This window comes from Streptomyces sp. NPDC051214 (genome assembly GCF_040682375.1).
Classification (GTDB): Bacteria; Actinomycetota; Actinomycetes; order Streptomycetales; family Streptomycetaceae; genus Streptomyces.
Window position 1 is genome coordinate 96,899 of record NZ_JBFBAT010000008.1, and the last position, 23,447, is coordinate 120,345.

Annotated in this window: 21 protein-coding genes; 13 read left to right on the top strand and 8 right to left on the bottom strand. The window is 69.8% G+C overall.

The window, feature by feature from the left end; all coding sequences use genetic code 11:
• Positions 1 to 30 precede the first annotated feature (30 nt).
• The 3 genes from AB0M70_RS21850 to AB0M70_RS21860 are packed head-to-tail and all read right to left on the bottom strand — an operon-like array spanning position 31 to position 3,196.
• Entirely contained in the window at positions 31 to 897 is an 867-nt protein-coding gene (locus AB0M70_RS21850; protein ID WP_365821703.1) for a carbohydrate ABC transporter permease, read from the bottom strand.
• The gene (locus AB0M70_RS21855; RefSeq protein WP_365822363.1) at positions 894 to 1,895 is read right to left on the bottom strand and encodes a sugar ABC transporter permease; all 1,002 of its coding nucleotides are present in this window, start codon (positions 1,893 to 1,895) and stop codon (positions 894 to 896) included. The genes AB0M70_RS21850 and AB0M70_RS21855 overlap by 4 nt, the downstream gene beginning before the upstream one ends.
• Positions 1,895 to 3,196 carry an extracellular solute-binding protein gene (locus tag AB0M70_RS21860; RefSeq protein ID WP_365821705.1) on the bottom strand — a complete coding sequence of 434 codons (1,302 nt, stop codon included), beginning with the start codon at positions 3,194 to 3,196 and terminating at the stop codon, positions 1,895 to 1,897. Before AB0M70_RS21860 ends, AB0M70_RS21855 begins: the two co-directional genes overlap by 1 nt.
• A 301-nt stretch (positions 3,197 to 3,497) precedes the next feature.
• Between AB0M70_RS21860 and AB0M70_RS21865 the strand changes: the two genes are divergently transcribed.
• The 12 genes from AB0M70_RS21865 to AB0M70_RS21920 all read left to right on the top strand — a co-directional run bounded on the left by AB0M70_RS21865 (position 3,498) and on the right by AB0M70_RS21920 (position 17,207).
• On the top strand, positions 3,498 to 4,142 hold the full coding sequence (locus AB0M70_RS21865) for a GntR family transcriptional regulator (protein WP_365821707.1): 645 nt from the start codon (positions 3,498 to 3,500) through the stop codon (positions 4,140 to 4,142).
• Complete coding sequence (locus tag AB0M70_RS21870) at positions 4,139 to 5,065, top strand: dihydrodipicolinate synthase family protein (protein WP_365821709.1); 927 nt, start codon at positions 4,139 to 4,141, stop codon at positions 5,063 to 5,065. Before AB0M70_RS21865 ends, AB0M70_RS21870 begins: the two co-directional genes overlap by 4 nt.
• A complete protein-coding gene (araD, locus tag AB0M70_RS21875; protein WP_365821711.1) occupies positions 5,062 to 6,777 on the top strand; it encodes an L-arabinonate dehydratase in 1,716 nt (571 codons plus the stop codon). The genes AB0M70_RS21870 and araD overlap by 4 nt, the downstream gene beginning before the upstream one ends.
• Positions 6,778 to 6,884: 107 nt before the next feature.
• Positions 6,885 to 7,841 (top strand): sugar ABC transporter permease, encoded by a 957-nt coding sequence (locus AB0M70_RS21880; RefSeq protein WP_365821713.1) that lies wholly within the window; start codon positions 6,885 to 6,887, stop codon positions 7,839 to 7,841.
• A 32-nt stretch (positions 7,842 to 7,873) separates the two neighbouring features.
• On the top strand, positions 7,874 to 8,749 hold the full coding sequence (locus AB0M70_RS21885) for a carbohydrate ABC transporter permease (protein WP_365822365.1): 876 nt from the start codon (positions 7,874 to 7,876) through the stop codon (positions 8,747 to 8,749).
• Positions 8,746 to 10,020 (top strand): Gfo/Idh/MocA family oxidoreductase, encoded by a 1,275-nt coding sequence (locus tag AB0M70_RS21890; RefSeq protein WP_365821715.1) that lies wholly within the window; start codon positions 8,746 to 8,748, stop codon positions 10,018 to 10,020. The genes AB0M70_RS21885 and AB0M70_RS21890 overlap by 4 nt, the downstream gene beginning before the upstream one ends.
• Positions 10,021 to 10,027: 7 nt before the next feature.
• Positions 10,028 to 10,882 carry a PmoA family protein gene (locus AB0M70_RS21895; protein ID WP_365821717.1) on the top strand — a complete coding sequence of 285 codons (855 nt, stop codon included), beginning with the start codon at positions 10,028 to 10,030 and terminating at the stop codon, positions 10,880 to 10,882.
• Positions 10,883 to 10,893: 11 nt separating this feature from the next.
• The gene (locus AB0M70_RS21900) at positions 10,894 to 12,450 is read left to right on the top strand and encodes a family 43 glycosylhydrolase (RefSeq protein ID WP_365822367.1); all 1,557 of its coding nucleotides are present in this window, start codon (positions 10,894 to 10,896) and stop codon (positions 12,448 to 12,450) included.
• A 77-nt stretch (positions 12,451 to 12,527) separates the two neighbouring features.
• Positions 12,528 to 13,904, top strand: coding sequence for a sugar ABC transporter substrate-binding protein (locus AB0M70_RS21905; protein WP_365821719.1), 1,377 nt, complete (start codon positions 12,528 to 12,530; stop codon positions 13,902 to 13,904).
• The gene (locus AB0M70_RS21910) at positions 13,901 to 14,713 is read left to right on the top strand and encodes a rhamnogalacturonan acetylesterase (protein WP_365821721.1); all 813 of its coding nucleotides are present in this window, start codon (positions 13,901 to 13,903) and stop codon (positions 14,711 to 14,713) included. The genes AB0M70_RS21905 and AB0M70_RS21910 overlap by 4 nt, the downstream gene beginning before the upstream one ends.
• An 89-nt stretch (positions 14,714 to 14,802) precedes the next feature.
• Positions 14,803 to 16,029, top strand: coding sequence for a polysaccharide lyase family 1 protein (locus AB0M70_RS21915; RefSeq protein WP_365822369.1), 1,227 nt, complete (start codon positions 14,803 to 14,805; stop codon positions 16,027 to 16,029).
• A 71-nt stretch (positions 16,030 to 16,100) separates the two neighbouring features.
• Positions 16,101 to 17,207, top strand: coding sequence for a pectinesterase family protein (locus AB0M70_RS21920; RefSeq protein ID WP_365821723.1), 1,107 nt, complete (start codon positions 16,101 to 16,103; stop codon positions 17,205 to 17,207).
• A 63-nt stretch (positions 17,208 to 17,270) separates the two neighbouring features.
• On the opposite strand, the gene AB0M70_RS21925 is transcribed toward AB0M70_RS21920, so the two are convergent.
• The 5 genes from AB0M70_RS21925 to AB0M70_RS21945 all read right to left on the bottom strand — a co-directional run bounded on the left by AB0M70_RS21925 (position 17,271) and on the right by AB0M70_RS21945 (position 21,175).
• On the bottom strand, positions 17,271 to 18,125 hold the full coding sequence (locus AB0M70_RS21925) for a pectate lyase (protein WP_365821725.1): 855 nt from the start codon (positions 18,123 to 18,125) through the stop codon (positions 17,271 to 17,273).
• Positions 18,126 to 18,220: 95 nt separating this feature from the next.
• Positions 18,221 to 19,099, bottom strand: coding sequence for a hypothetical protein (locus AB0M70_RS21930; RefSeq protein ID WP_365821727.1), 879 nt, complete (start codon positions 19,097 to 19,099; stop codon positions 18,221 to 18,223).
• On the bottom strand, positions 19,099 to 19,632 hold the full coding sequence (locus AB0M70_RS21935; RefSeq protein WP_365821729.1) for a SigE family RNA polymerase sigma factor: 534 nt from the start codon (positions 19,630 to 19,632) through the stop codon (positions 19,099 to 19,101). The genes AB0M70_RS21930 and AB0M70_RS21935 overlap by 1 nt, the downstream gene beginning before the upstream one ends.
• A gap of 181 nt (positions 19,633 to 19,813) precedes the next feature.
• On the bottom strand, positions 19,814 to 20,473 hold the full coding sequence (locus AB0M70_RS21940) for a pentapeptide repeat-containing protein (protein ID WP_365821731.1): 660 nt from the start codon (positions 20,471 to 20,473) through the stop codon (positions 19,814 to 19,816).
• A gap of 30 nt (positions 20,474 to 20,503) precedes the next feature.
• Positions 20,504 to 21,175 (bottom strand): hypothetical protein, encoded by a 672-nt coding sequence (locus tag AB0M70_RS21945; protein ID WP_365821733.1) that lies wholly within the window; start codon positions 21,173 to 21,175, stop codon positions 20,504 to 20,506.
• Between the two features lie 332 nt (positions 21,176 to 21,507).
• Here AB0M70_RS21945 and AB0M70_RS21950 point away from each other — a divergent pair, with 332 nt between their 5' ends.
• A complete protein-coding gene (locus tag AB0M70_RS21950) occupies positions 21,508 to 23,409 on the top strand; it encodes a rhamnogalacturonan lyase (protein ID WP_365821735.1) in 1,902 nt (633 codons plus the stop codon).
• Positions 23,410 to 23,447: the final 38 nt, after the last annotated feature.

Sequence of the window (23,447 nt, forward strand, 5' to 3'; positions counted from 1 at the left end):
CCTTCTGATGGATGTCCCGCTCACGCGGCCTCAGCCCTTCAGACCCGACGTGGCCATGCCGTCGATCAGATAGCGCTGGAAGGCCAGGAAGAACGCGAGGACGGGCAGCAGCGCGACGAGGGACATGGCGATCATGCCGCCGTAGTTGGCCAGGCCCTCCTGGTCGACGAACATCTTCAGGCCGAGCGAGACCGTGTACTTCGAGGGGTCGTTGAGATAGATCAGCGGCCCCATGAAGTCGTTCCAGGAGTTGATGAAGGTGAAGATCGCGCTGGTGATGAGCGCGGGCCTGCACAGCGGAAGCACGATCGACCAGTAGATCCGCAGGTGTCCGCAGCCGTCGAGCCGTGCCGCCTCGTCCAGTTCCTTGGGCAGGTTGCGCATGAACTGCACCATCAGGAAGACGAAGAAGGCGTCGACCGCCAGATACTTGCCGAGCAGGAGCGGTGTATAGGTGTTGATCAGGCCCATCTTCTGGAACAGGACGTACTGCGGGATCAGGAGCACGTGGTAAGGAAGGAGCAGGGTGCCGATCATCAGGGCGAACAGCAGATTGCGGCCCGCGAACTTGATCCGTGCGAAGGCATAGGCCGCGAGCGAGCAGGAGAACAGCACTCCCACCACCGAACCGAGCGCCAGGAACAGGGAGTTGGAGAAGAAGGTGGTGATGGAGATGTCGGCGATCCCGTCGGCCAGACCGGCGTAGTTCGCGACGACGGGGTCGGTCGGGAACAGGTCGAGGCTTCCGACGATCTCGTCGTTCGGCTTGAAGGAACCGCCGAGCGCCCAGATCACCGGGTAGAGGACCACGGCGAGGACCGCCAGGGAGCCGATGTGCCAGGCGAGCGAACCGGCCGAACGCCGTCGGCGACCGGGCTGTGTGTGCGGCGCGGTCATCGGGCGCCCTCCTCGTAGTGCACCCAGCGCTTCTGGGACCAGAACAGGACCGCCGTCACGAGCGCCACCGCGAGCAGCAGCATCCAGGCCATGGCCGACGCGAGGCCCATGCGGCTGTTCTCGAAGCCCTGGACGTAGAGATAGCAGGTGTAGACGAGCGAACCGTCCGCCGGCCCGCAGGCGTTGCCGCCCGCTCCACCGCCGACGATGTACGCGGAGGCGAAGATCTGGAAGGAGTGGATGGTCTCCAGGAGGACGTTGAAGAAGAGGACCGGGGAGATCATCGGCAGCGTGATGTTCCAGAACCGACGCCAGGTGCCCGCGCCGTCCACCTCCGCCGCCTCGTACAGCTCGCGCGGCACCTGCTTCAGGCCGGCCAGGAAGATGACCATCGGCGCGCCGAACTGCCAGACGGTGAGCGCGACCAGGCTGTAGATGATCCACTGCGGGTCGCCGGTCCAGCCGCCGACGTCCACGCCGAAGATCGCCCGCTGCGTACGGTCGACGATGGCGTCGTCGGAGAAGATCGCCTTCCAGACGACGGCGATCGAGACGCTGGCCCCGATCAGGGACGGCGCGTAGAACGCGGCCCGGTAGAAGGCCTGTCCGCGCCGCTTCTGGTTGAGCAGCAGCGCCACGCCGAGGGCGGCCGCCAGCTTGAGCGGGGTGCCGACGACGACGTACCAGAGCGTCACCTCCACCGACTTGCGCCAGCGCGGGTCGCCGAACATCTCGGTGAAGTTGTCGAGGCCGATCCACTTCGGGGCGTCGAACAGGTTGTAGTCGGTGAACGCGAAGTAGAGCGAGGCGGCCATGGGCCCTGCCGTGAGCAGCAGGAAACCGGCGAGCCACGGCGACATGAAGAGGAACCCAGCGATGTTCTCGCCCCGCCGTCGCCGCCGGGCGGCTTCGGGGAGGCGTCGGCCGCCCGGCGGCGAGGGTTTCTCGGGGGCGGGCGCGGCCACCGCAGTCTGGAGGGACGCCATCGTGCCGCCCATCAGGAACCGAGCGCGGTCTTGCACTCGGTGAAGAACTGCTTCACCGCTTCGTCCACCGACCGCTCCCCCAGGACCAGTTCCTCCGCGATGCGCAGGAACGCCGCCTCGCAGACGTCCGCGCCCGCCGGGTGCGGCGTGATGGTCTCCAGGACGCCGGAGTCGACCAGCTGCTCCTCGTAGGCGGCGATCTCCTTGTTGACCGAGGCGATCGCCTTGTCCTTCTCATCGGCGGGCTTGTACGCCTCGTACTGCGCGGTGGTGGTGGGCACACCGCGGTCGTAGCCCATGATCCTGGCGACCTCGGGGTCGTGCACCATGAAGTCGATGAACTGCGCGACCTCCTTGGGGTGTTGCGTGCGCTTGGAGCCGCTGAGCATCAGCGAGCCGAGGTACTGCCCCGTCTTCTTGCCGTCGGTGGTCGGGAGCGGGGCCAGGCCGTACTCGCTCTTGCCCTCGGCGCTGTAGCGGACGGTGAAGTTGTCCCAGGTGAACTCGGACGCGGCGATCTCGGCGGCCACGGCCGACTTGGGCTTGATCTGGGCGACCTTCTTCGGGTCGGCGTAGATCCCCGACTTCACCCCGGCGTACCCCTTGGTCCACCACTCCTCGAGGTCGGCCTCGTCGAAGCCCAGGCCCTTCTCGGTGAAGAAGGCCTTGCCCTGCTGGCGCAGGTAGGGGTCGTAGAGGTACATGACGCCGTAGAGTCCGCTGTCGCCCGCCCTGCCCTGCTTGTGGATCTTCTCCATCGCGGCGTGGAAGTCGTCCCAGGTCCAGCCCGGCTTCGGGGTGACCCCGGCCTTCTCGAAGACCGGCTTGTCGATCACCAGGGCCATGGAGTTGCTGCCCACGGGGACGCCGAGCAGCTTGCCGTCGACCTCACCGAACTTCTCCAGGCCCGCCCGGAACCCGTCGAGGCGCAGGTTGCCCGCCTTGGCCTGCGCGTTCAGGTCGAGCAGCACGTTGCGCTTGTCGTACTTGCGCAGGAAGCCGATCGCGTTCTGGAAGACGTCGGGCGGATTCCCGCCGGACGCCTGGGTGTTGAACTTCTTCCAGAAGTCGAGGTAGGGCTGGAAGTCCGTCTTGACCTTAATCTTCGGGTGCTTCTTCTCGAAGAGCTCGATGGTGCGGTTGATCCGCTGGGCGCGGTCGTCGGAGCCCCACCACGCGTACCGGATGGTGACGGTCCCGTCCCCGGATCCGCTTCCGCCGCCGCAGCCCGCCGCGGTCAGCCCGAGGGCCGCCAAGGAGCCACCGGCCAGCTTCAACAGGCCGCGCCTGTCAACTTCCCCATTCGTCGGCACAGTTCGTCCTCCGCTACGCGATTGAATCGTTTTAGGAAAGCGCTTGCCGGGACAAGGTAGGGAGCCGCGGTAAGTACGTCAACGGTCCGGGCGATAACAGTCGAAGCGCTTCGAGCCGACGGCTCCCAACTCCGATATTTCGAACGAGTTTTCTTGCGCGAAACGTTGACGCGGGGCGAGCGGCGCCCTAGCTTCATCGCGTCGTACTTCGTACGTCATATATGAGACGCGATACGCGATGACTGCACGACGGCCCGGGGCGATGACCCCACCACGGCCGCACGACGACTTGAGAGCATCGATGAACTTTGCGCCCCACCCCATCCCCTCGCGCACGCAGTACGTGCTCGAGGCGGTCAAGCACCGCATCCTCACCGGGCAGTTGGCGCCCGGCCAGCCCCTCGTCGAAACCGAGCTCGCCGCCCAATTCGCGGTCTCCAAGACACCCGTACGGGAAGCGCTGAAGACGCTCGCCGGGACCGGCCTCGTCGTCATGAGCCAGTACAAGGGCGCCACCGTGCGCACGGTGGACGCGGCCATGGCGCAGGAGGTCTACGACGTACGCCTGCTCCTCGAACCGGAGGCCCTGCGGCGCACCGTCCGCAGCGGCGCCCTCCTGGAGGAGGCGCGCGACGCACTGGAGCGTGCGGACTCGGCCGCCGACGCGGCCGAACGCTCCCTGGCGAACCGGGAGTTCCACCGCGCTCTCTACGTCCCGTGCGGCAACCCGCTGCTCTCCCGGATGCTCGACGAGGTGCGCGACCAGGCGGCCCTGGTCTCCGCCGTCGCCTGGGCGACGCTGCCCTCCTGGGAGCGGGAGGCGGCCGAGCACCGGGAGATCCTGCGGCTCGCCCTCGCGGGCGAGGCCGACGCGGCGGCACGCGGACTCCATGACCACATCGCCTCGTTCGTGCGGCGCGCGTTCCCGGAAGGGGAGCTTTCATGACCGGCCCGATCCTCGACTCCCGCTTCGGCGCACTGCGTTCGGCGCTCGCCGACGTGGTCGCGATCCCGGTGACACCGTTCGCCGAGGACGGATCGGTGGAGCAGGACACCTACCGCACCCTGGTCAGGCGGCTCACCGACGGGGGCGTGCGCACTCTCACCCCGAACGGGAACACCGGCGAGTTCTACGCGCTCGACCCCGAAGAGCGGCGCCTGGTCACCGAGTTGACCATGGAGGAGGCGAGCCGCAGCGGCGCCTTCGTGCTGGCCGGCGTCGGCCATGACCTGCCGACCGCGATCGTCGCCGCCCGGCACGCGCGGGACGCCGGCGCGCACATGGTGATGGTCCATCAGCCCGTGCATCCGTACGTGTCCCAGGACGGCTGGGTCGACTACCACCGCGCCATCGCCGACGCCGTGCCCGAGCTCGGCATCGTCCCCTACATCCGCAACCCGCGCCTCACCGGCGAACGCCTCGCGGATCTGGGCGAGTTGTGCCCCAACGTGATCGGCGCGAAGTACGCCACGCCGGACGCCGCCGCCTTCGCCGCGTTCGCGCGGGACGCGGGGCTCGACCGGTTCGTGTGGGTGGCGGGGCTCGCCGAGCTGTACGCGCCCGCCTACTGGGCCGTCGGTGCCACCGGCTTCACCTCGGGTCTGGTCAATGTCGCGCCCGAGGTGTCGCTGAGCATGTTGCGTGCGCTGCGGGCCGGCGACTATCCGGCGGCCATGGAGGTCTGGGAGCGGATCCGCCGCTTCGAGGAACTGCGCGCCGCCGACCAGTCCGCGGACAACGTCACGGTCGTCAAGGAAGCCCTGGCGGCGCTCGGTCTGTGCCGCCGCGAGGTGCGCCCGCCGAGCCGGGTGCTGCCCGAGGAGCGGCGCGACGAGATAGCGTCCCTGGTCAAGGCGTGGTCGGCATGAGGCCCGACGAGCTGCGCAGCCACCAGTGGTACGGCACGGACGGCCTGCGGTCCTTCAGCCACCGGGCGCGCACCCGCCAGCTCGGGTATCTGCCCGAGGAGCATCTGGGCAAGCCCGTCATCGCGGTCCTCAACACCTGGTCCGACATCAACCCCTGTCACGTCCACCTGCGCGACCGCGCCCAGGCGGTCAAGCGCGGGGTGTGGCAGGCGGGCGGCTTTCCCCTGGAGTTCCCCGTCTCCACGCTCTCGGAGACGTTCCAGAAGCCGACGCCGATGCTCTACCGCAATCTTCTCGCCATGGAGACGGAGGAGCTGCTCCGGTCCTATCCGGTGGACGGCGCCGTCCTGATGGGCGGCTGCGACAAGACGACGCCCGCCCTGCTCATGGGCGCCGCGAGCGTCGACCTGCCGACGGTCTTCGTGCCCGCGGGACCCATGCTGCCCGGCCACTGGCGCAACGAGGTGCTCGGTTCCGGCACCGACATGTGGAAGTACTGGGACGACAAGCGCGCCGGCCTCATCGGCGACTGTGAACTGGCCGAGCTGGAGAACGGCCTCGCCCGCTCCCCCGGCCACTGCATGACCATGGGCACCGCCTCCACGCTGACCGCCGCGGCCGAGGCCCTCGGCGTGACGATGCCCGGCGCCTCCTCCCTCCCCGCGGTGGACTCCGGGCACGACCGGATGGCGGCCGCGTCCGGCCTGCGGATCGTCGAACTCGTCCGCCAGGGCCTTAAGTTGTCGCGGTTCCTGACCGCTGACGCCTACGAGGACGCGGTCGCCACCGTGCTCGCGCTCGGCGGTTCCACCAACGCGGTGATCCACCTGATCGCCATGGCGGGCCGCAGCGGCGTACGGCTCACGCTCGACGACTTCGACCGGATCGCGCGGACCGTGCCGGTGCTCGCCAACCTGCGCCCCGGCGGGCAGTACCTCATGGAGGACTTCCACTTCGCGGGCGGACTCCCGGCGTTCCTCGCCCAGTTGACCAACGTCCTGCACCTGGACCGGCCCACGGTCGCCCATGACAGCCTGCGCGAGCAGCTCGCGGGCGCCGTCGTGCACAACCCCGAGGTCATCCGGCCCCGCACCAAGCCCCTGGCCGACGAGGGCGGCGTGGCGGTCCTGCGCGGCAACCTCTGCCCGGACGGCGCCGTCATCAAGCACATCGCCGCCGAGCCGCACCTGCTGCGCCACACCGGCCCGGCCGTCGTCTTCGACGACTACCGGCAGATGCAGCGCACCATCAACGACCCGGAGCTCGGCATCACCGCCGACCACGTCCTCGTGCTGCGGGGTTCGGGCCCCAGGGGCGGCCCCGGAATGCCCGAGTACGGCATGCTCCCCATCCCCGACCATCTGCTCAAGCAGGGGGTACGCGACATGGTGCGGATCTCCGACGCGCGGATGAGCGGCACGTCCTACGGCGCGTGTGTGCTGCACATCGCGCCCGAGTCGCACGTGGGCGGGCCGCTCGCCCTGGTGCACACGGGCGACCTGATCACCCTGGACGTCGAGGCGCGCTCCCTCAGTCTCGACGTGTCCGACGAGGAACTGACCCGGCGACGGGCCGCGTGGACGCCGCCGCCCGCCCGCTTCGGACGCGGCTACGGCGCGCTCTACGACGAGCAGATCACCCAGGCCGACACCGGCTGCGACTTCGCGTTCCTGGCCCGCGACGGCGAGGTCCCCGACCCGTACGTGGGCTGAACGCCGCCTCTGTGCCCAGCTCTCTCTTTGTACGAGATCTCGAACGACGTCTGCGAAGCGCTTCATCTCGCGGACCGTGTGACGCCCCTGAGAACGGAGAAGCAGACATGGCCTCAGCTGTGGCGAAAGCGCCACCGCAGCCACCGCCCCGGCGCCGCATGCCGGGTGCGCACCGGCGCCGAACGGGAGCGACCCCGCGCAGGCTCCCGTATCTGCTGATCGCGCCGGCCGGACTCCTGATGGTGGGCTTCATCGCCTACCCCGTCATCAGCGTCTTCTACTACAGCCTGCGCCACCACAACCCGACCAAGCCCTGGCGCGACGGCTTCGCGGGCCTCGACAACTTCGTCACCGCGTTCACCGAGGACCCGCAGTTCTGGCAGACGCTCGGCTTCAGCCTCCAGTGGGTCGTCGTCGAGGTCGTCCTGCAACTGCTCCTGGGCCTCGGGCTCGCGCTGATCGTGAACCAGACCTTCATCGGCCGCGCGATGGCCCGCGCCATGGTCTTCTCGCCGTGGGCCGTCTCCGGCGTCCTCACCTCGACGATCTGGCTGCTGATCTTCAACTCGCAGACAGGCATCACCCGTTACCTCGCGGACATGGGCATCGGCTCGTACGGGACGTCCTGGCTCTCGGACACCAGCACCGTCTTCCCCGCCGTCGTGGTCGCCGAACTCTGGCGCGGCGTCCCCTTCTTCGCCATCCTCATCCTGGCCGACCTGCAGTCCGTCTCGAAGGACCTGTACGAGGCGGCAGAGGTGGACGGCGCGAGCCGCTTCCGGCAGTTCCTGCACATCACGCTGCCGCACCTGAAGGACGCGATCATCCTCTCCACGCTGCTTCGCGCGGTGTGGGAGTTCAACAACGTCGACCTGCTCTACACCCTCACAGGCGGCGGACCCGCGGGCGAGACGACGACCCTGCCGCTGCGCATCGCCTCCATCGCCGTCGACTCGCACGACTTCGGTTACGCCTCCGCGCTGACCTCCATCGCGTTCGTGATCCTCCTCTTCTGCTCGATGGTCTATCTGCGGCTGAGCAAGTTCGGAGGTCAGGAGAAGTGACCACCACTCAGCACCTGGACAGGGAAGCCGCCATGGCGGACATCACCGCGACCGCCGAGACCCGCCGTGGCGGCCCGCGCACACCGAAGCGGCGCCCCTGGGACGAGGCCCCCCGCTGGCAGATCTACCTCCCGCTCGGCCTCTATCTCCTCTTCACGCTCATCCCGTTCTACTGGATGCTGCTCTTCGCGATCCGCCCGGCGGGCTCGACCTCGCTGCTCCCCTGGCCGATCACCTTCGAGCACTTCGACAAGGTGTGGACCGAGCGCAGCTTCGGCCTCTTCTTCCAGAACAGCCTCATCGTCGGCGTCCTCTCGATGCTGATGACCACGGTCGTCGCGCTGGCCGGCGGCTACGCCCTGGCCCGCTTCGACTTCAAGATCAAGCGCGGCTTCATGCTGGCGCTGCTGTGCTCGCAGTTCATCCCCGGCGCGCTGATGCTGGTGCCCCTCTTCCAGATCTTCGCCAACCTGCAGATGATCAACTCGCTGGGCAGCGTCATCATCGCCGAGGCCGTCTTCCAGCTGCCGCTCTCGATGATCCTGATCAGCGGATTCATCAAGAACGTGCCCTACTCCCTGGAGGAGGCCGCCTGGGTCGACGGCTGCGGACGCTTCCGCGCCTTCTGCGCCGTCGTCCTGCCGCTCCTTCGACCCGGTCTGATCGCCGTCGGCTCCTTCGCCTTCGTGCACAGCTGGAACCACTTCCTGTTCGCCCTGATGTTCCTCTCCAACCAGGACAAGCAGACGATCCCGGTCGGCCTCGCCACCTTGATGGGCGCCGACAGCGTCGACCTCGGCGCGCTCGCGGCCGGCGGCGTCATCGCCGCCCTGCCCGTCGTGATCGTCTTCGCCTTCATCCAGAAGTGGCTGGTCACCGGGTTCAGCGCCGGGGCGGTGAAGGGATGAACCCCGGCCCAGGCCCGAAGGCGCCCCGCACCCCGCTGCCCCTGGTCCTCGCCGGAGCGCGCGGGCACGGCCGATGGCACCTGGAGAACATCCGGCGCCTCCAACAGGCGGGTCTCGTACGCCTCGTGGGGATCAGCGAGCTCGCACCGCTGAGCACCGGCGAACTCGACGGGCTCGGCGCGCCCGCGCAGTCCGCGGACTTCGCGGGACTGCTCGACGCCACCAGAGCCGCCGTCGCCGTCATCTGCACGCCCATCCCCACCCACGCCGACCTGGCCGTGGCCGCCGCCGAGCGGGGCGTGCACCTGCTCCTGGAGAAGCCGCCCGCCCCTTCGTACGCCGCGTTCCGGCGGATCGCCGACGCGGTGGCCGCCGGGGGCGTGGTCTGCCAGGTCGGCTTCCAGTCGCTCGGCTCGCACGCCGTGCCCGCCATCCGCGCCCTGGTCGCCGACGGCGCGGTCGGGGAGCCGATGGGCGTCGGCGCGGCGGGTGCCTGGGCCCGCGACGAGGCGTACTACCGGCGCGCGCCGTGGGCGGGGCGGCGCCGCCTGGACGGCGTGGACGTCGTGGACGGGGTCCTGACCAACCCCCTCGCGCACGCCGTCGCCACCGCTCTGGCGGTGGACGGGTCCACGCGGGCCGAGGACATCGCAGAAGTGGCCACGGAGCTGTTCCGCGCCAACGCCATCGAGTCGGACGACACCTCGTTCGTGGGGATCAGGACCGCGCGCGGCGGCCGCATCACTGTCGCCGCGACCCTCTGCGCCGAGCGACCCGACGAGCCGTACGTCATCGTCCACGGCTCCCGGGGCCGCATCACGTTCTGGTACAAGCAGGACCGGGTGCTCGTGCAGCGCGCCGGGCACGGGCCCGAGGAGGTCCTTCACGGGCGGACGGATCTCCTCGAAAACCTGGTCGGTCACCTCGTTGGCGATGCCGAACTGCTGGTTCCGCCGGTGTCGACGGGCGCCTTCATGAAGGTCGTCGAGGCGGTCCGCACGGCGCCCGATCCACTCCCCCTGCCGGACGAGGCCTGGCGCTCGGTGCCCGGCGAGCACGAAGGCGTGCGGCGCCGGGTCGTGCACGGCATCGACGGGCTCGTCGCGGCGAGCGCCGACACGCTGTGCGGCTTCGCGGAGCTCGGCACGTTCTGGGCGCTGCCCGGCCCGCCCGGCCCCGCACCCTCCACCGCTCACTCCGCCACCCCACACCCCTCCACCGCTCCCTCCGAAACCGCTCGCTCCGCCACCGCCGAGACCCCACCGAGGTGAGTACGCCATGAACAGAACCGCGACCGACACCGCGCTCATGCTGCGCTGCTCGGGCCGCCCCGTCGGCCGCTACGTCATCCACCCCTCGGCCGGCCCGCGCCTCGCGCCCCGCCCCTACCTCCACCCCGTCCGCACCTTCGGTGGCCTGCCCGTCACCGAGTACGGTCCGGCCGACCACCCGCACCACCTCGGCGTGGGCGTCGCCGTGCCCGACGTGGCGGGCCGCAACTTCTGGGGCGGGCGCACCTATGTGCGCGACCAGGGGCCCACCGAGCTCGACAACCACGGTGAACAGCGCCATCTGGAGTTCAAGCTGCGCGACCCCGACGGCTTCGTCGAGGAGATCGGCTGGCTCGACGGTGAGTGCGAGCTGCTGCACGAGCGGCGCACCGTCGCCGTCACCCCCCTCACCCCGTCCGCCTGGGCCCTCGACTTCACGTTCTCCCTCACCAATCCGGCCGCGACGGAGATCTCGATCGGCAGCCCCGCCACCAACGGCCGCCCCGGCGCCGCCTACGGAGGCTTCTTCTGGCGCGCCCCCAAGGAGACGAGGCCGCCCGAGGTGTTCACCGCGGACGCCGACGGCGAGGCCGCCACGCACGGGGCGACGGCTGACTGGGTGGCCCTCTGCGGTCAGGGCTGGACGCTCGTCTTCGCCGGGGCCACGCCCGAGACGCGACGTGACCCGTGGTTCGTGCGGACCGTGGAGTACCCCGGCGTCGGCTCCTCGCTCGCCCACGCGCGGCGCCTGCCGATCGGCCCCGGTGAGACCGTCGTACGCCGTGTCATCACCGTCGTCTCCGACGGCCGCCCGAGCCGGACCGAGGCCGCGGGGCTCGTCCGCAAGGCGGTGACGGCGTGAACGCGCTCCGGATGAGCGGCCCGGACAAACCCGGTGGTCTCACCGGCCGCACAGGTGACCTCGGCGACGGGACCTACCGCAATCCCGTTCTCGCCGCCGACTGGTCCGACCCCGACGTCGTCCGGGTCGGCGACGACTTCTACCTCACGGCGTCCAGCTTCGGGCGCGCCCCGGGGCTGCCGCTCCTGCACTCCCGCGACCTGGTGAACTGGACCCTGATCGGGCACGCCCTCGACCGCCTCGAGCCCGCGGAGTCGTTCGCCGCGCCACGGCACGACTGCGGGGTGTGGGCGCCGTCGATCCGGCACCACGAGGGACGGTTCTGGATCTTCTGGGGCGACCCGGACCACGGCATCTTCCAGGTCAACTCCCCCGACATCCGGGGGCCTTGGAGCGCGCCGCACCTCGTGAAGGCGGGCAAGGGCCTCATCGACGCCTGCCCGCTGTGGGACGAGGAGCACGGCGAGGCCTATCTCGTGCACGCCTGGGCCAAGTCACGCTCCGGGATCAAGAACCGGCTCACCGGTCACCGCATGAGCCCCGACGGCCGTGAACTCCTCGACGAAGGCCGGGTGTTGATCGACGCCGACCGGCTTCCCGGCTGGTTCACGCTGGAGGGCCCCAAGCTGTACCGCCACGACGGCTGGTTCTGGATCCTCGCCCCCGCAGGCGGCGTGGAGACCGGCTGGCAGGGCGCCTTCCGCTCCCAAACCTTTCACGGCCCCTACGCGGAGCGGATCGTCCTGGAGCAGGGCGACACCGACGTCAACGGCCCGCACCAGGGCGGCTGGGTGCGCACCCCGTCCGGCGACGACTGGTTCCTGCACTTCCAGCAGCGCGGCGCGTACGGCAGGGTCGTCCACCTCCAGCCGATGCGCTGGGACACCGACGGCTGGCCGGTGATCGGGGACGGCGGCGCCCCCGTCGCCGTACACAAGAAGCCCGACCTGCCCCCGCAGCCCGTGTCCGCGCCCGCCACCGACGACGACTTCCCCGGCGGCCGGCACGGCCGCCAGTGGCAGTGGTCCGCCAACCCCGCCGAGGGGTGGGCCACTTCGCACGGGGCGGACGGGCTGCGGCTGGCCTGCGTCAGGTCCACGGCAGCCCACGACCTGCGCCGCCTGCCACACGTCCTGACCCAGCGCCTTCCGCTCACGCCGTGCACCGTCGAGGTCGGGCTGCGGCTCGACGGTTCCGCCGACGGCGCCAGGGCCGGGCTCGCCGTGCTCGGCGACGCCTTCGCCTGGATCGGCCTGGAGCGCGGCGACGACGGTACGGTCCGCCTGGTCCACCGGTTCGCGGAGGCGGTCGCGGAACGCGAGCGCGACGCCGCACACCCGCGCCCCGCCCCCGAGGGCACCGCACGGCTGCGGATCGACGTCGCGGAGGGCGCCCGCTGCCGCTTCTCCGCCGACACCGGCGACGGCTTCCGCCCCTCGGGCCAGGTCTTCGCCGCGACGCCATGGCGATGGGTGGGCGCGCTGCTCGGCCTGTTCGCCACGGCCCCCGCAGGACGGAACGGGGCCGGGACAGCCCTGTTCACGCACTTCCGGATCACCACGCACTGAATCCGGACCGCACCCCCTGACCCCACATCACCGCACATCACCTCGCACCACCCGTACTCCGACGAAGAGAGCCGACCATGAACCTCACCCTCCGCGGAAACAGAAGCGGAATCGGAAACAGAAGCAGAAGCAGAAGCCGTCGCGCGGTGGCCGCCGTGGCCTTCACCGCCGCGTTCGCGCTGACCGCCACCGCCTGCGGCGACGACGGCAGCGGGGCGGGCGGAGACAAGGGCAAGGAGGGCTCCGGCAAGGGCGAGATCACCTTCTGGGACAACAACGGCGGTGTCCGCACCGACGTCTGGAAGGAGATCATCAAGGACTTCGAGGCGAAGAACCCGGACATCCACGTCAAGTACGTCCCGATCCCCGCGGAGAGCGTCCAGTCCAAGTACGACACCGCGATCCAGGGCGGCGGCCTGCCCGACGTCGGCGGCGTCGGTGCCGCGATGCTCGCCGGGATCTCCGCGCAGAACGCCCTGGAGCCGCTGGACGACCGGCTCAGCGGCAGCTCCCTGGAGGGCAAGCTGAACCCGAGCATGGTGGACAGCGTCCGGGCCGCGGGCGGCGGCAACCGGCTCTTCACGGTGCCGACGTCGGCGAGCAACGGCGTCCTGTACTACCGCACCGACCTGTTCAAGGCCGCCGGCCTGCAGGCCCCCACCACCTGGAGCAAGTTCTACAAGGCGGCCGACAAGCTCACCGACAAGGACGCGAACAAGTTCGGTTACACCATCCGCGGCGGCGAGGGTTCCATCGCGCAGGCACTCGACGCGGCCTACGGCCAGTCCGGCATCGGATCGTTCTGGGACGGCGAGAAGACCACCGTCAACGACCCGAAGAACGTGAAGGCGCTGGAGAAGTACGTCGGGCTCTACAAGAAGAACACCCCCGAGGCCGACGTCAACAACGACTTCAAGAAGATGAACGCCCAGTGGGACACGGGCCAGATCGGCATGCTCAGCCACAACCTCGGCTCCTACACCGACCACGTGAAGGCGCTCGGTGAGGGCAAGTTCCGCGGCCTGCCCAACCCGACGACCGACGCGGGCATCCGCGTCCAGGTCTCCAACCCCGTCGACGGGCTCGGCCTGTTCAAGTCCAGCAAGAAGAAGGCCGCGGCCTGGAAGTTCATCGAGTTCGCCGCCTCGCACGAGTCCAACAGCAAGTGGAACAAGTCCGCTGGCGCCATCCCCGCCAACACCGCGGCCTCCAAGGACGCCTGGGTGAACGAGGCCGAGCCCACGAAGCTGGCCGCCGCCGCGCTCAACGACGGCTCCCTGAAGATCGTGCAGCTGCCGTACTACCTGCCCGACTGGAACACCATCAGCAAGGCCGACAACGAGCCGAACTACCAGAAGGTCCTGCTCGGCAAGATGTCCGCGAAGGACTTCCTCGACACCCTCGCCGAGCAGCTCAACGAGGCTCAGGCCGAGTGGAACGAACAGAACAAGTGACAGCGCGCCCCGCGCACGGCGTCGGCCGACGCCGTGCGGTCGCGGCCCTCGCGAGCCTTCCGCTCGCGGCGGCCGCGGCCCCGGCGGCGTTCGCCCGCCCGTCGGACACCAGGCCCACCCTCTACATCGCCGGAGATTCCACCGCCGCACAGAAGTACGCGGACGCGGCGCCCGAGACCGGCTGGGGCATGGCTCTGCCCTTCTTCCTGCGCGACCGCCTGCGGGTCGCCAACCATGCTACGAACGGCCGGAGTTCGAAGAGCTTCGTCGACGAGGGCCGGCTCGCGGTGATCCTGCAGACGATCAGGCCCGGCGACCGCCTCCTGATCCAGTTCGCGCACAACGACGAGAAGAGCGCCGACCCGACCCGCTACACCGAACCGTGGTCGACGTACCAGGACTACCTCAGGCAGTACGTCGACGGGGCGCGGTCCCGTGGCGCACGGCCGGTGCTCGTGACCGCCGTGGAGCGCAGGAAGTTCGACGCGGACGGCACCGCGCTGCCCACCCACGGCGCGTACCCGGCGGCGATGCGCGCGCTCGCCGCGGCGGAGAACGTGCCGCTGCTCGACGTGCAGACCGAGTCCCTCGCCTTGTGGCAGAAGCTCGGCGTCGAGGCGACCAAGGCGTACTTCAACTGGACCGCCACCGAGCAGGACAACACACACTTCAATCCGCCGGGCGCGATCGAAGTGGCCCGCCTGGTGGCTGCCGGGCTGCTGCACCACAAGGTGCTCGCGCCGCGGGACGTGCGGCGGCTGGACGCCGCGATACCCCCATCCTGGATCACCTGGCCGGAAGGACCGTGACGATGAGGACGACGAGAACGACGAGAACCACGACCGGAGTGGCCGCGCGCAGATCCCTGGCAGCGCTCGCCGGATGCACCGCCCTGGTGATGGCGGTCACCAGTGCCCCGGCCTCGGCCACCGGCTCCCGGCACGACGTACTGCCGCCGCGCGACGGGTGGGCGTCGGCCGACGGCGGGACCACCGGCGGCGCCGCGGCCGACGCGGCGCACACCTACACCGTCACCACCTGGGAGGAACTGCGGGCCGCGCTCGCGGACGACGCGGGCGCTCCCCGCGTCATCAAGGTCGAGGGCACGCTGAACGCGACGGCCACGGGCTGCGCCGCGTTCGAGGCCGACGGCTACGACTTCGACCGCTATCTCGCCGACTACGACCCCGCCGTGTGGGGACGTGACACGCCGGTCAGTGGCGTACAGGAGGACCTGCGGGCGGCGTCGGCGACGCGGCAGGCCGCGGCGATCAAGGCGTACGTACCCGCCGACACGACCATCGTGGGCGTCGGCAGAAACGCCGGGATCGTCGGCGGCAGCCTGCAGATCCAGGGCGTGGACAACGTCGTCGTCCAGAACCTCACCCTGGAGAGCCCGCTGGACTGCTTCCCGCAGTGGGACCCGACGGACGGGGACAGGGGTGCCTGGAACTCCGAGTACGACAGCATGGTCGTGTACGGCTCGACGCATGTGTGGGTGGACCACAACACGTTCACCGACGGCGAGCACCCCGACAGTTCGCTGCCGTCCTACTACGGCGAGATCTACCAGCAGCACGACGGCGAACTGGACGTCGTACGCGGCGCTGATCTGGTCACCGCCTCCTGGAACGTCTTCGCCGACCACGACAAGACCCTGATGATCGGCAACAGTGACAGCGCGGGCGCCACCGACCGCGGCAAGCTGCGGGTCACCCTCCACCACAACGTCTTCAGGGACATCGTCGAGCGTGCGCCGCGCGTCCGCTTCGGTCAGGTCGACGCCTACAACAACCACTATGTGGTCCCCGCGAACGGCTACCAGTACTCCTTCGGGATCGGCCAGGAGTCTCAACTCGTCGCCCAGAAGAACGCGTTCACGCTCCCGCCCGGCGTCAGCGCCGCCAAGATCCTCAAGAAGTGGAAGGAGGCGCCGGTCACCGCCGACGCCAACTACGTCAACGGCAAGCGCGTCGATCTCATCGCCGTGCACAACGCGGAGATCCCCGAGGAGACCCTCCCGTCGGGTGCGGGCTGGACGCCGAGCCTCCGGACGCGGGTGGACGACCCGCGCAAGCTGCCGGGACTGCTCGCGCGTCACGCGGGCGCCGGCAAGCGCCGCTGAGCCGCCTCCCCCTCTCCCCACCTCCCGTCTCCCCACCTCCCCTCTCCTGACCGCACGGCGAAGGAGCAGCCATGCCCTCGCACCACTCCCCTGTCCGTCTCAACTCCCCCGTCAGCAGGCGTACGTTGCTCACCGCGGGCGCGGGCGCCGGGGCCGCTCTCGCCCTCGGCCGCACGCCGGACGCCCGCGCCGCCGAGCGGCGCCCCACCCGCCGGACGCTGTACGTCGACCCGGCGGGCGGCGGCGACCACACCACGGTCCAGGCCGCGGTGGACGCCGCCTCCGGCCCTGGGTGGACACTGGTCCTCGCTCCGGGGACGTACCGCGAGACGGTGACCGTTCCCGAGACGAGCACGGGACTCACGCTCGTCGGCGCGAGCGGTGACCCGCGCGACACGGTCATCGTGTACGACAACGCGGCGGGCACCCCGAAGCCCGACGGGTCCGGCACCTACGGCACCAGCGGCTCGGCCACCACGACCGTGCGGGCCGCCGGTCTCACCGCCCACGCGATCACGTTCGCCAACGACTGGCTGCGCGCCGACCACCCCGAGTACACCGGCACACAGGCGGTCGCCCTCAAGGTCATGGGCGACCGCTCGGCGTTCTTCCGCTGCCGGTTCCTCGGCCACCAGGACACCCTCTACGCCGACACCGTGGACCTGGGCGTCTTCGCCCGCCAGTACTTCCGCGACTGTTACGTGGAGGGCGACGTCGACTTCGTCTTCGGCCGGGCCACCGCCGTCTTCGAGCGCTGCCGCTTCCACACCCTCACCCGCGGCGACCTGGCGGCGGCGCCGTACGGCTTCGTCTTCGCGCCGTCCACCGCCCTCGCCAATCCGCGCGGCTACCTCGTCACCCGCGGCCGGGTGACGAGCGGCGCCCCGGACGCGTACTACAAGCTGGCCCGCCCCTGGGTCCCCAGCTCCGACACGACGGCCCGCCCCATGCTCACGGTGCGCGACACCCACCTGGGACCCGGCATCGACGCCGTTTCCCCGTACACGAACATGCGCGACGCTCACCCCTGGCAGGCCCAGCGGTTCGCGGAATACCACAACAAGGGGCCGGGCGCGGCAGTCACCGTCCCGGAGAACCGTCCCCAACTCACTTTCGCCCAGGCCCGGTCCGCGACCCGTGGCGCCTACCTGGGGGACTGGACACCTCGGCTCCGCTGAGAGCACGGACGACAACGGACCACCAGGGACCGGAACGTGGTCACTGGTGGTCCGCCGTGACGGCTACGGGTAACTGATGTCCGACGCGCTGTACTTGCAGTACGTGCCGTCGGGGCCGCTGCCCGTCTCCTTGGGCTCGTCGCCCGAGCTGTTGCCGGTGTAGCGGATACAGGGCTTGATCTTCTTGCTGCTGTCCCCGTGGATGCGGATCTTGCGCAGGGTCGCCGTGTCACCGTAGTTGGTGTTGATGCCGACCAGGGACTTGCCGGGTGCGGTCACGTCCACGTCGTTGACAATGATCGTGCGCTTGTACTGCTGGGAGCAGTTGCCGCAGGAGCGGACCAGCTTGCCGAAGTCCGAGACCTGGAAGCCGCTGATGTTCAGCTTGCCCGCGCCGTTGAACTGGAAGACCTTGTCGTCGGCCTTCCTCGCGCCGCCACCGGTGACGTTGTACGTCGCGCCGGACGAGGTGCCTTTGAAGCTGGCCGCGTCCTCGCCGACGTCCTCCCACCACACGTTCTGGAGGGTGCAGCTGCCCGAGCAGTGCACGCCGTCGGCGGCGGGCTTGCCGAGCACGACGTTCTTCAGGACCGCGCCGTCCTTCAGCTTGAAGATCGGGTCCTGGCCCTCATCCTGGCCGTCGCCGCCGAGGTCTCCGCTGCCGTAGAAGCGCTGGAGTCCGCCGTCGTAGGTACCGGACACCTCGATGGTCTTGGTGACGGGCTTGTTGCCGGTGGGGGTCGGCCAGGCGGCGGCCGCGGTCGCCGCTCCCGCCGGGGAGAGGAGCGCGCTGGCGCCGAGGGTGGCGCCGGTCAGCAGGAGCGCGCCGCCCGCCGTGCCCACGGCGCGGCGGCGGGTGAGGCGGCGCTTGTTGCTCCTGCGCAATTCGGCTCGTTGCGGGGTCGGTTGCGTGGTCATGGGGACCGCTCTTTCGCTGGGGGGATGACCTTGCGGACCTTGCGTCTGCTGGTCTCCGCCCGGGTGCGGAAGGTTGCCGCCCCGCGGGGAATTCGCTAGGAAGTGCGGGCGAAGTCGCCGCGCACCGCGGCCTTCCGGCCCGAGGCGGTCGCCTCGGCCGCGTAGGTGTCCTCGCCCGCGTCCCTGCCGCCTTCGGCGTGGTTGTACTGGCCCGCGAAGACGTGCTCACCCTCCGGGACGGTCCGCCCCGCCTTCAGCGTCCAGCGGTAGACCAGCTCATCGCCCTCCTCGCGTACGGAGACCGTGAAGTCGTCGGCGGGCAATGAGCGCCAGTTGCCCGTGTCGGCGACTCCGCCGGTCTGCGCGACACGCAGTTCGACGCTGAGCGCGGTGAGCGGTTCGCCGGTCTTGAAGGTGAGGGTGCTCTGCGCCCAGAAGTCGTTGCTCTGCGGGTCGACGGAGCCGTCACTCCACAGATAACCGTCCTCGACGCTCTTGGCGTCCGGCGCCAGGCGCCGCGTGGAGGGCGGCGGGTCGGACTTCTTCGGCGGCCGCTTCGTGTCCGGGGCCGCGTCTTTGCCGGGCGTGCCCTTCGTGGCCTTGCCCGACGGCTGCGCGGGCTCCGCCGGCGCGCTGGGCCCGGCGTTCTCGTCGTCCGGCGTGGAAGCGGAGGGGCTCGGCCCGGCCGGGGAATCGGGGGCGGCGGGCGTGCCCACGGTGCTCGGCGGCGGGTCCTCGCCCTGGACGAGGGAGGCGACGGCGTATCCGCCGAGTGCGAAGACCCCGGCCACGGCGGCGGTCGCGCCCGCGATCCGCAGCCAGGGGGCGGGCCGGCGCGGCCTGCCGCGGGAGGCGGCACCAAGCTGATCGACGGCGTCACGCTCCATGCCGCGCTCGACGCGAGCGAGCATCCGTTCCCTGTCGGGGCGGTGCTCGGCCGCGGCATCGCGCAGCTGCTTGCGTACGTCGTCCATCACTGCCTCCCTCCCACGAGTTGTGATGCGGCCCGCTCACCCAGGAGCCGTTGCAGCTCCGCCATCCCCTTGGACGTCTGGCTCTTCACCGTACCGACCGATATCCCGAGGGTGAGCGCGCAGTCCTTCTCCGACAGGTCGAAGGCGTGCCGCAGGACCACACAGGCCCGCTTACGGAACGGCAGCGTACGCAACGCCTCCTGGACGTCGACCACAGCGGGTACGTCGGGGTCGTCGACGCCCTCCGCGCGCTGCCCCCAGAACAGGGCCACACGGCGGCGTTCCCGCACGGCGCTGCGGATGCGGCTGCGCGCCATGTTGGCGACGACACCACGGGCGTACGCGGCCGGGTGCTCGGCGGCCCTGACGCGGTCCCACCGGTTCCAGAGCGCGACCAGGGCGTCGGCCGCCAGATCGTCCGCGGCGTCCTTCTCACCGGTCAGCATGTGCGCCAGGCGCGCGAGTTCGTTGTAGTGCCGCTCGAAGAAGTCGTGGAACTCCGCGGCGGCGGCGTCATCGACGGCTGTCCCCACGGGTGACCTCTTTCTGTGCTTGCGCGGCTCTACCCACGCGCTGGATGGCCCCCGTACCGCCGAAGCGCGGTGCGCGAGCATAGCAACGTCCGTGCGAGAGATCGAACAACGTGCGGAATTTCAGGCGGGTCTGTGGCCCCGTTCCGAACCGCTGACCGGCTCAAGGGCGATGCGTTTTGGTCTAACTGGCCCAGAATTGGGTGGGATCGGCGTCCGGTGGAGGCTTGCCCTGCGCACGGGCTTCCTCGCATGCCGCGATGCGGGACCGCACGTCTGGATCCGAGGCCAAGGCGGCGCGAAGTTCGGTGGAATCGTAGACGTTGGCGCTGCAGACCTGTCCGACATTCAGCATGAACACGTCGGCGAGCTTGGCGCGATCCAAGTCGGCTCGCGTGAGATCCGCGTCCTGCAGGTCAGCGCTGTGGAGGTCCGCACCCTGCAGGTGTGCTCCATTCAGCTTCGCCTCTTTGAGGAGGGCGCCACGCAAATTGGCGCGCCGCAGGCATGTCCCCTGGAGCTGAGCCCTGTTGAGGACCGCGTCAGGGAGAAGGGCGTCGCTCAAGAACGCATCCGAAAGAACGGCGTCCGAGAGGTCTGCTCCCTGCAATTGCGCGTGCTGCAGTCCGGCTCTGGACAGGGCTGCCGACTGCAGTTGCGCGCGGCGCATATTGGCGCCCGTGAAGTCGGCCTCGCCGGCGATCCACCCATAAAGGTCGACAGATCGCAGGTCTGCCTTCGAACCGTCGCGCCTCCAGCTTCGGGCCAAGACATGGAGGGCGGCACGAATGTCTTCCTTGAGGGGCAGTTGCGGCACAAGACCGGGGCTGAGGGATTGCCTCAACTCCTCGATTTCCTTGGCTTGTCCGTTGAGTCATGTGCGCACGTAGGCTGCGAGGACTTCGACGATGGTGGAGCGGTCGTCCTCAGAGTCGATCATGATGCGTTCGAGCGAGTAGATCCCTCCCAGGACTTCGTGCTCGCGCTCTGATCCGAGGAGCTTGATGGCTTCGACATAGCGGCCTGTGACCTGGCCTTCCCGGGTCATCCGGTCCTGGCGTATGTCCCGCTCCTGTGTTTCTCGAAGAGTGGTCTCGAACTGCGCCTGACTCTCCTTGAACTGTTTCTGCGCGTGCTGGAACTGCTCCTGTTCGAGGTCGTGCTTCTTGCGTGTGAAGTAGAGGCCGGCGGCGGTGAGGCCGCCCGCGGCGACGGCAACCAGCGTGGTGCGGAAGCCGGTGACGATGATCCCGGCACTGGCGACGAGGTCACCGCGCTTGTCGCGCAGGTGGCGGTCCTCGATCCACCACGGCGCCCAGATGGCGGCGATGACGAAGGCGACTCCGCCTGCCGCGATGCCGACGATCGAGCGTTTGAGACGACGCTGGGCTTTCGCCGTGGTCTCTGCTTCGTCGTCCTCTGCAGGTTTCGCGCGATCGACGTAGGCGCGAACGAGGACGACAGCGAGAGTGACGGTAGCGATCACGAATAGCGTGGGCGGCAGGTGCCCCGGTTCTATCCAGTCGACGACGCGTGCGAGGCTCATGTCCGGCATGATGTCCGCCCGAGCCGGGTGCCATACGGTGAACAAGCCTTCCCAGCGCAGAAGTTGGGGTGTGGCTCACTGACCAGGATCGCTGGCGCGCCGCCGTCCGGTCGACGTTCGAGCGCTCTGTCGACCACGCGGGGGACAGGCGGCACGTACGTGGTGAGCGGCACTGCGGGTGCGCGGCAGCCTCCGGCACCGGCGGCATCGACAGGACCGCGTGCCCGGGGGCACTCCTCCTCGCCCCCGGCAAAGATGACGTGTACCCGGCAACCTTTACCGCGTCCCGTGGCGACACAGCCGAGGCACTCCCTCTCCCCGCAGGAGCATCCATGGCCGAGAACCCTCACAACTATGACCAGCGTCGCGGGCGCAGAAGAGCACACCGGGCCCGCCGCCGGGTCCTGGTGACCGCCGTCGTCGCGGGCGCACTCGCCGCCGGAGGGCTCATCGCCCTGTCGTCGACCTCGTCCGCGGCCACCACCCGCCAGGCGGAAGCCCTCGACCGGGGCGTGGTCAGCGTGCACACCGGCGCCGGGAATCTGATCAGCTGGCGCTGGCTCGGCACCGATGACGACGACGTGGCCTTCAACGTCTACCGAGGCGGTACGAAGCTCAACTCGTCCCCGGTCACCGGTTCGACGAATTACTTCCACGCGGGCGCCCCGAACAGCGCCGACTACACGGTGCGCGCGGTGGTCGACGGCACCGAGCAGGGCGACTCCGTGCACGCGGTGCAGTTCCGCGCCGGGTACAAGGACGTGCCCATCACGCCGCCCGCCGGGGGCACGACCCCGGACGGCGTGACGTACACCTACGAGGCCAACGACGCGTCCGTCGGCGACCTCGACGGGGACGGCGCGCTCGACTTCGTACTGAAGTGGCAGCCCACCAACGCCAAGGACAACTCGCAGTCCGGCTACACCGGCAACACGATCATCGACGGGATCAAGCTGGACGGCACCCGGCTGTGGCGGATCGACCTGGGCAGGAACATCCGCTCGGGCGCGCACTACACGCAGTTCCAGGTGTACGACTACGACGGCGACGGCAGGGCCGAGGTCGCCACGAAGACGGCGGACGGCACGAAGGACGGCGCGGGCAAGGTGATCGGCAGCGCCTCGGCCGACCACCGCAACTCCGGCGGTTACGTCCTCGCCGGTCCCGAGTACCTGAGCATGTTCGACGGCCGCTCCGGCGCCGCGCTCGACACGGTCGACTACGTCCCCGCCCGGGGCAACGTGGCGAGCTGGGGCGACAGTTACGGCAACCGCGTGGACCGCTTCCTCGCCGGCACCGCCTACCTCGACGGCAGCAGGCCCTCACTGATCATGGCGCGCGGCTACTACACGCGCTCGGTCATCGCCGCCTGGGACTTCCGCAACGGCGCCTTCACCCGGCGCTGGACCTTCGACACCAACTCCTCGACGAACACCGGCAAGGGATACGACGGCCAGGGCAACCACAGCCTCTCGGTCGCGGACGTCGACGCCGACGGCAAGGACGAGATCGTCTACGGCGCGATGACCGTCGACGACAACGGCAGCGGCCTGTGGACTACCAAGCTCGGTCACGGCGACGCCGGGCACGTCGGCGACCTCGACCCCTCACACACGGGCCTGGAGTACTTCAAGGTCTCCGAGGACAGCTCCAAGCCGGGCTCCTGGATGGCCGACGCCCGCACGGGCCAACGCTTGTGGACCACGGCTTCGGGCTCCGACAACGGCCGGGGCGTGTCCGCCGACATCTACGCCGGTTCGGGCGGCGCCGAGTCCTGGTCCGCGGCCGACAACACCCTGCGCTCGCCGTCCGGGACATCGGTCGGCCGCGAGCCGTCCAGCGTCAACTTCGTGAACTGGTGGGACGGCGACACCACGCGCGAACTCCTCGACGGCACCCACATCGACAAGTACGGCACATCCGGCGAGACCCGCCTCCTGACCGGCGCCTCGGTCGCGTCCAACAACGGCACGAAGGCGACCCCCGCGCTCTCCGGAGACATCCTCGGCGACTGGCGCGAGGAGGTCGTATGGCGCACGTCGGACAACAAGGCGCTACGGATCTACTCCACCCCGCACGAGACAAGAGCGAAGATCACCACACTGCTCCACGACATCCAGTACCGCACAGCGCTGGCCTGGCAAAACACCGCATACAACCAGCCCCCACACCCGAGCTTCTTTATCGGCTCAGGCATGCCGAAGGCGCCGCGTCCCGCCGTGATCACCCCCTGAGCTACTGCGCGTACAGCAGCGTCCCGAAGCCCAGTTGG

What these genes read in the sequence shown, in the direction of transcription:
- AB0M70_RS21930 (WP_365821727.1), bottom strand. Translation starts at nt 19,099, where the DNA reads ATGGACGACGTACGCAAGCAGCTGCGCGATGCCGCGGCCGAGCACCGC.
- AB0M70_RS21890 (WP_365821715.1), top strand. Translation starts at nt 8,746, where the DNA reads ATGAACCCCGGCCCAGGCCCGAAGGCGCCCCGCACCCCGCTGCCCCTG.
- AB0M70_RS21865 (WP_365821707.1), top strand. Translation starts at nt 3,498, where the DNA reads ATGAACTTTGCGCCCCACCCCATCCCCTCGCGCACGCAGTACGTGCTC.
- AB0M70_RS21880 (WP_365821713.1), top strand. Translation starts at nt 6,885, where the DNA reads ATGGCCTCAGCTGTGGCGAAAGCGCCACCGCAGCCACCGCCCCGGCGC.
- araD (WP_365821711.1), top strand. Translation starts at nt 5,062, where the DNA reads ATGAGGCCCGACGAGCTGCGCAGCCACCAGTGGTACGGCACGGACGGC.
- AB0M70_RS21950 (WP_365821735.1), top strand. Translation starts at nt 21,508, where the DNA reads ATGGCCGAGAACCCTCACAACTATGACCAGCGTCGCGGGCGCAGAAGA.
- AB0M70_RS21925 (WP_365821725.1), bottom strand. Translation starts at nt 18,125, where the DNA reads ATGACCACGCAACCGACCCCGCAACGAGCCGAATTGCGCAGGAGCAAC.
- AB0M70_RS21850 (WP_365821703.1), bottom strand. Translation starts at nt 897, where the DNA reads ATGACCGCGCCGCACACACAGCCCGGTCGCCGACGGCGTTCGGCCGGT.
- AB0M70_RS21920 (WP_365821723.1), top strand. Translation starts at nt 16,101, where the DNA reads ATGCCCTCGCACCACTCCCCTGTCCGTCTCAACTCCCCCGTCAGCAGG.
- AB0M70_RS21945 (WP_365821733.1), bottom strand. Translation starts at nt 21,175, where the DNA reads ATGAGCCTCGCACGCGTCGTCGACTGGATAGAACCGGGGCACCTGCCG.
- AB0M70_RS21895 (WP_365821717.1), top strand. Translation starts at nt 10,028, where the DNA reads ATGAACAGAACCGCGACCGACACCGCGCTCATGCTGCGCTGCTCGGGC.
- AB0M70_RS21870 (WP_365821709.1), top strand. Translation starts at nt 4,139, where the DNA reads ATGACCGGCCCGATCCTCGACTCCCGCTTCGGCGCACTGCGTTCGGCG.
- AB0M70_RS21885 (WP_365822365.1), top strand. Translation starts at nt 7,874, where the DNA reads ATGGCGGACATCACCGCGACCGCCGAGACCCGCCGTGGCGGCCCGCGC.
- AB0M70_RS21915 (WP_365822369.1), top strand. Translation starts at nt 14,803, where the DNA reads ATGGCGGTCACCAGTGCCCCGGCCTCGGCCACCGGCTCCCGGCACGAC.
- AB0M70_RS21900 (WP_365822367.1), top strand. Translation starts at nt 10,894, where the DNA reads ATGAGCGGCCCGGACAAACCCGGTGGTCTCACCGGCCGCACAGGTGAC.
- AB0M70_RS21855 (WP_365822363.1), bottom strand. Translation starts at nt 1,895, where the DNA reads ATGGGCGGCACGATGGCGTCCCTCCAGACTGCGGTGGCCGCGCCCGCC.
- AB0M70_RS21905 (WP_365821719.1), top strand. Translation starts at nt 12,528, where the DNA reads ATGAACCTCACCCTCCGCGGAAACAGAAGCGGAATCGGAAACAGAAGC.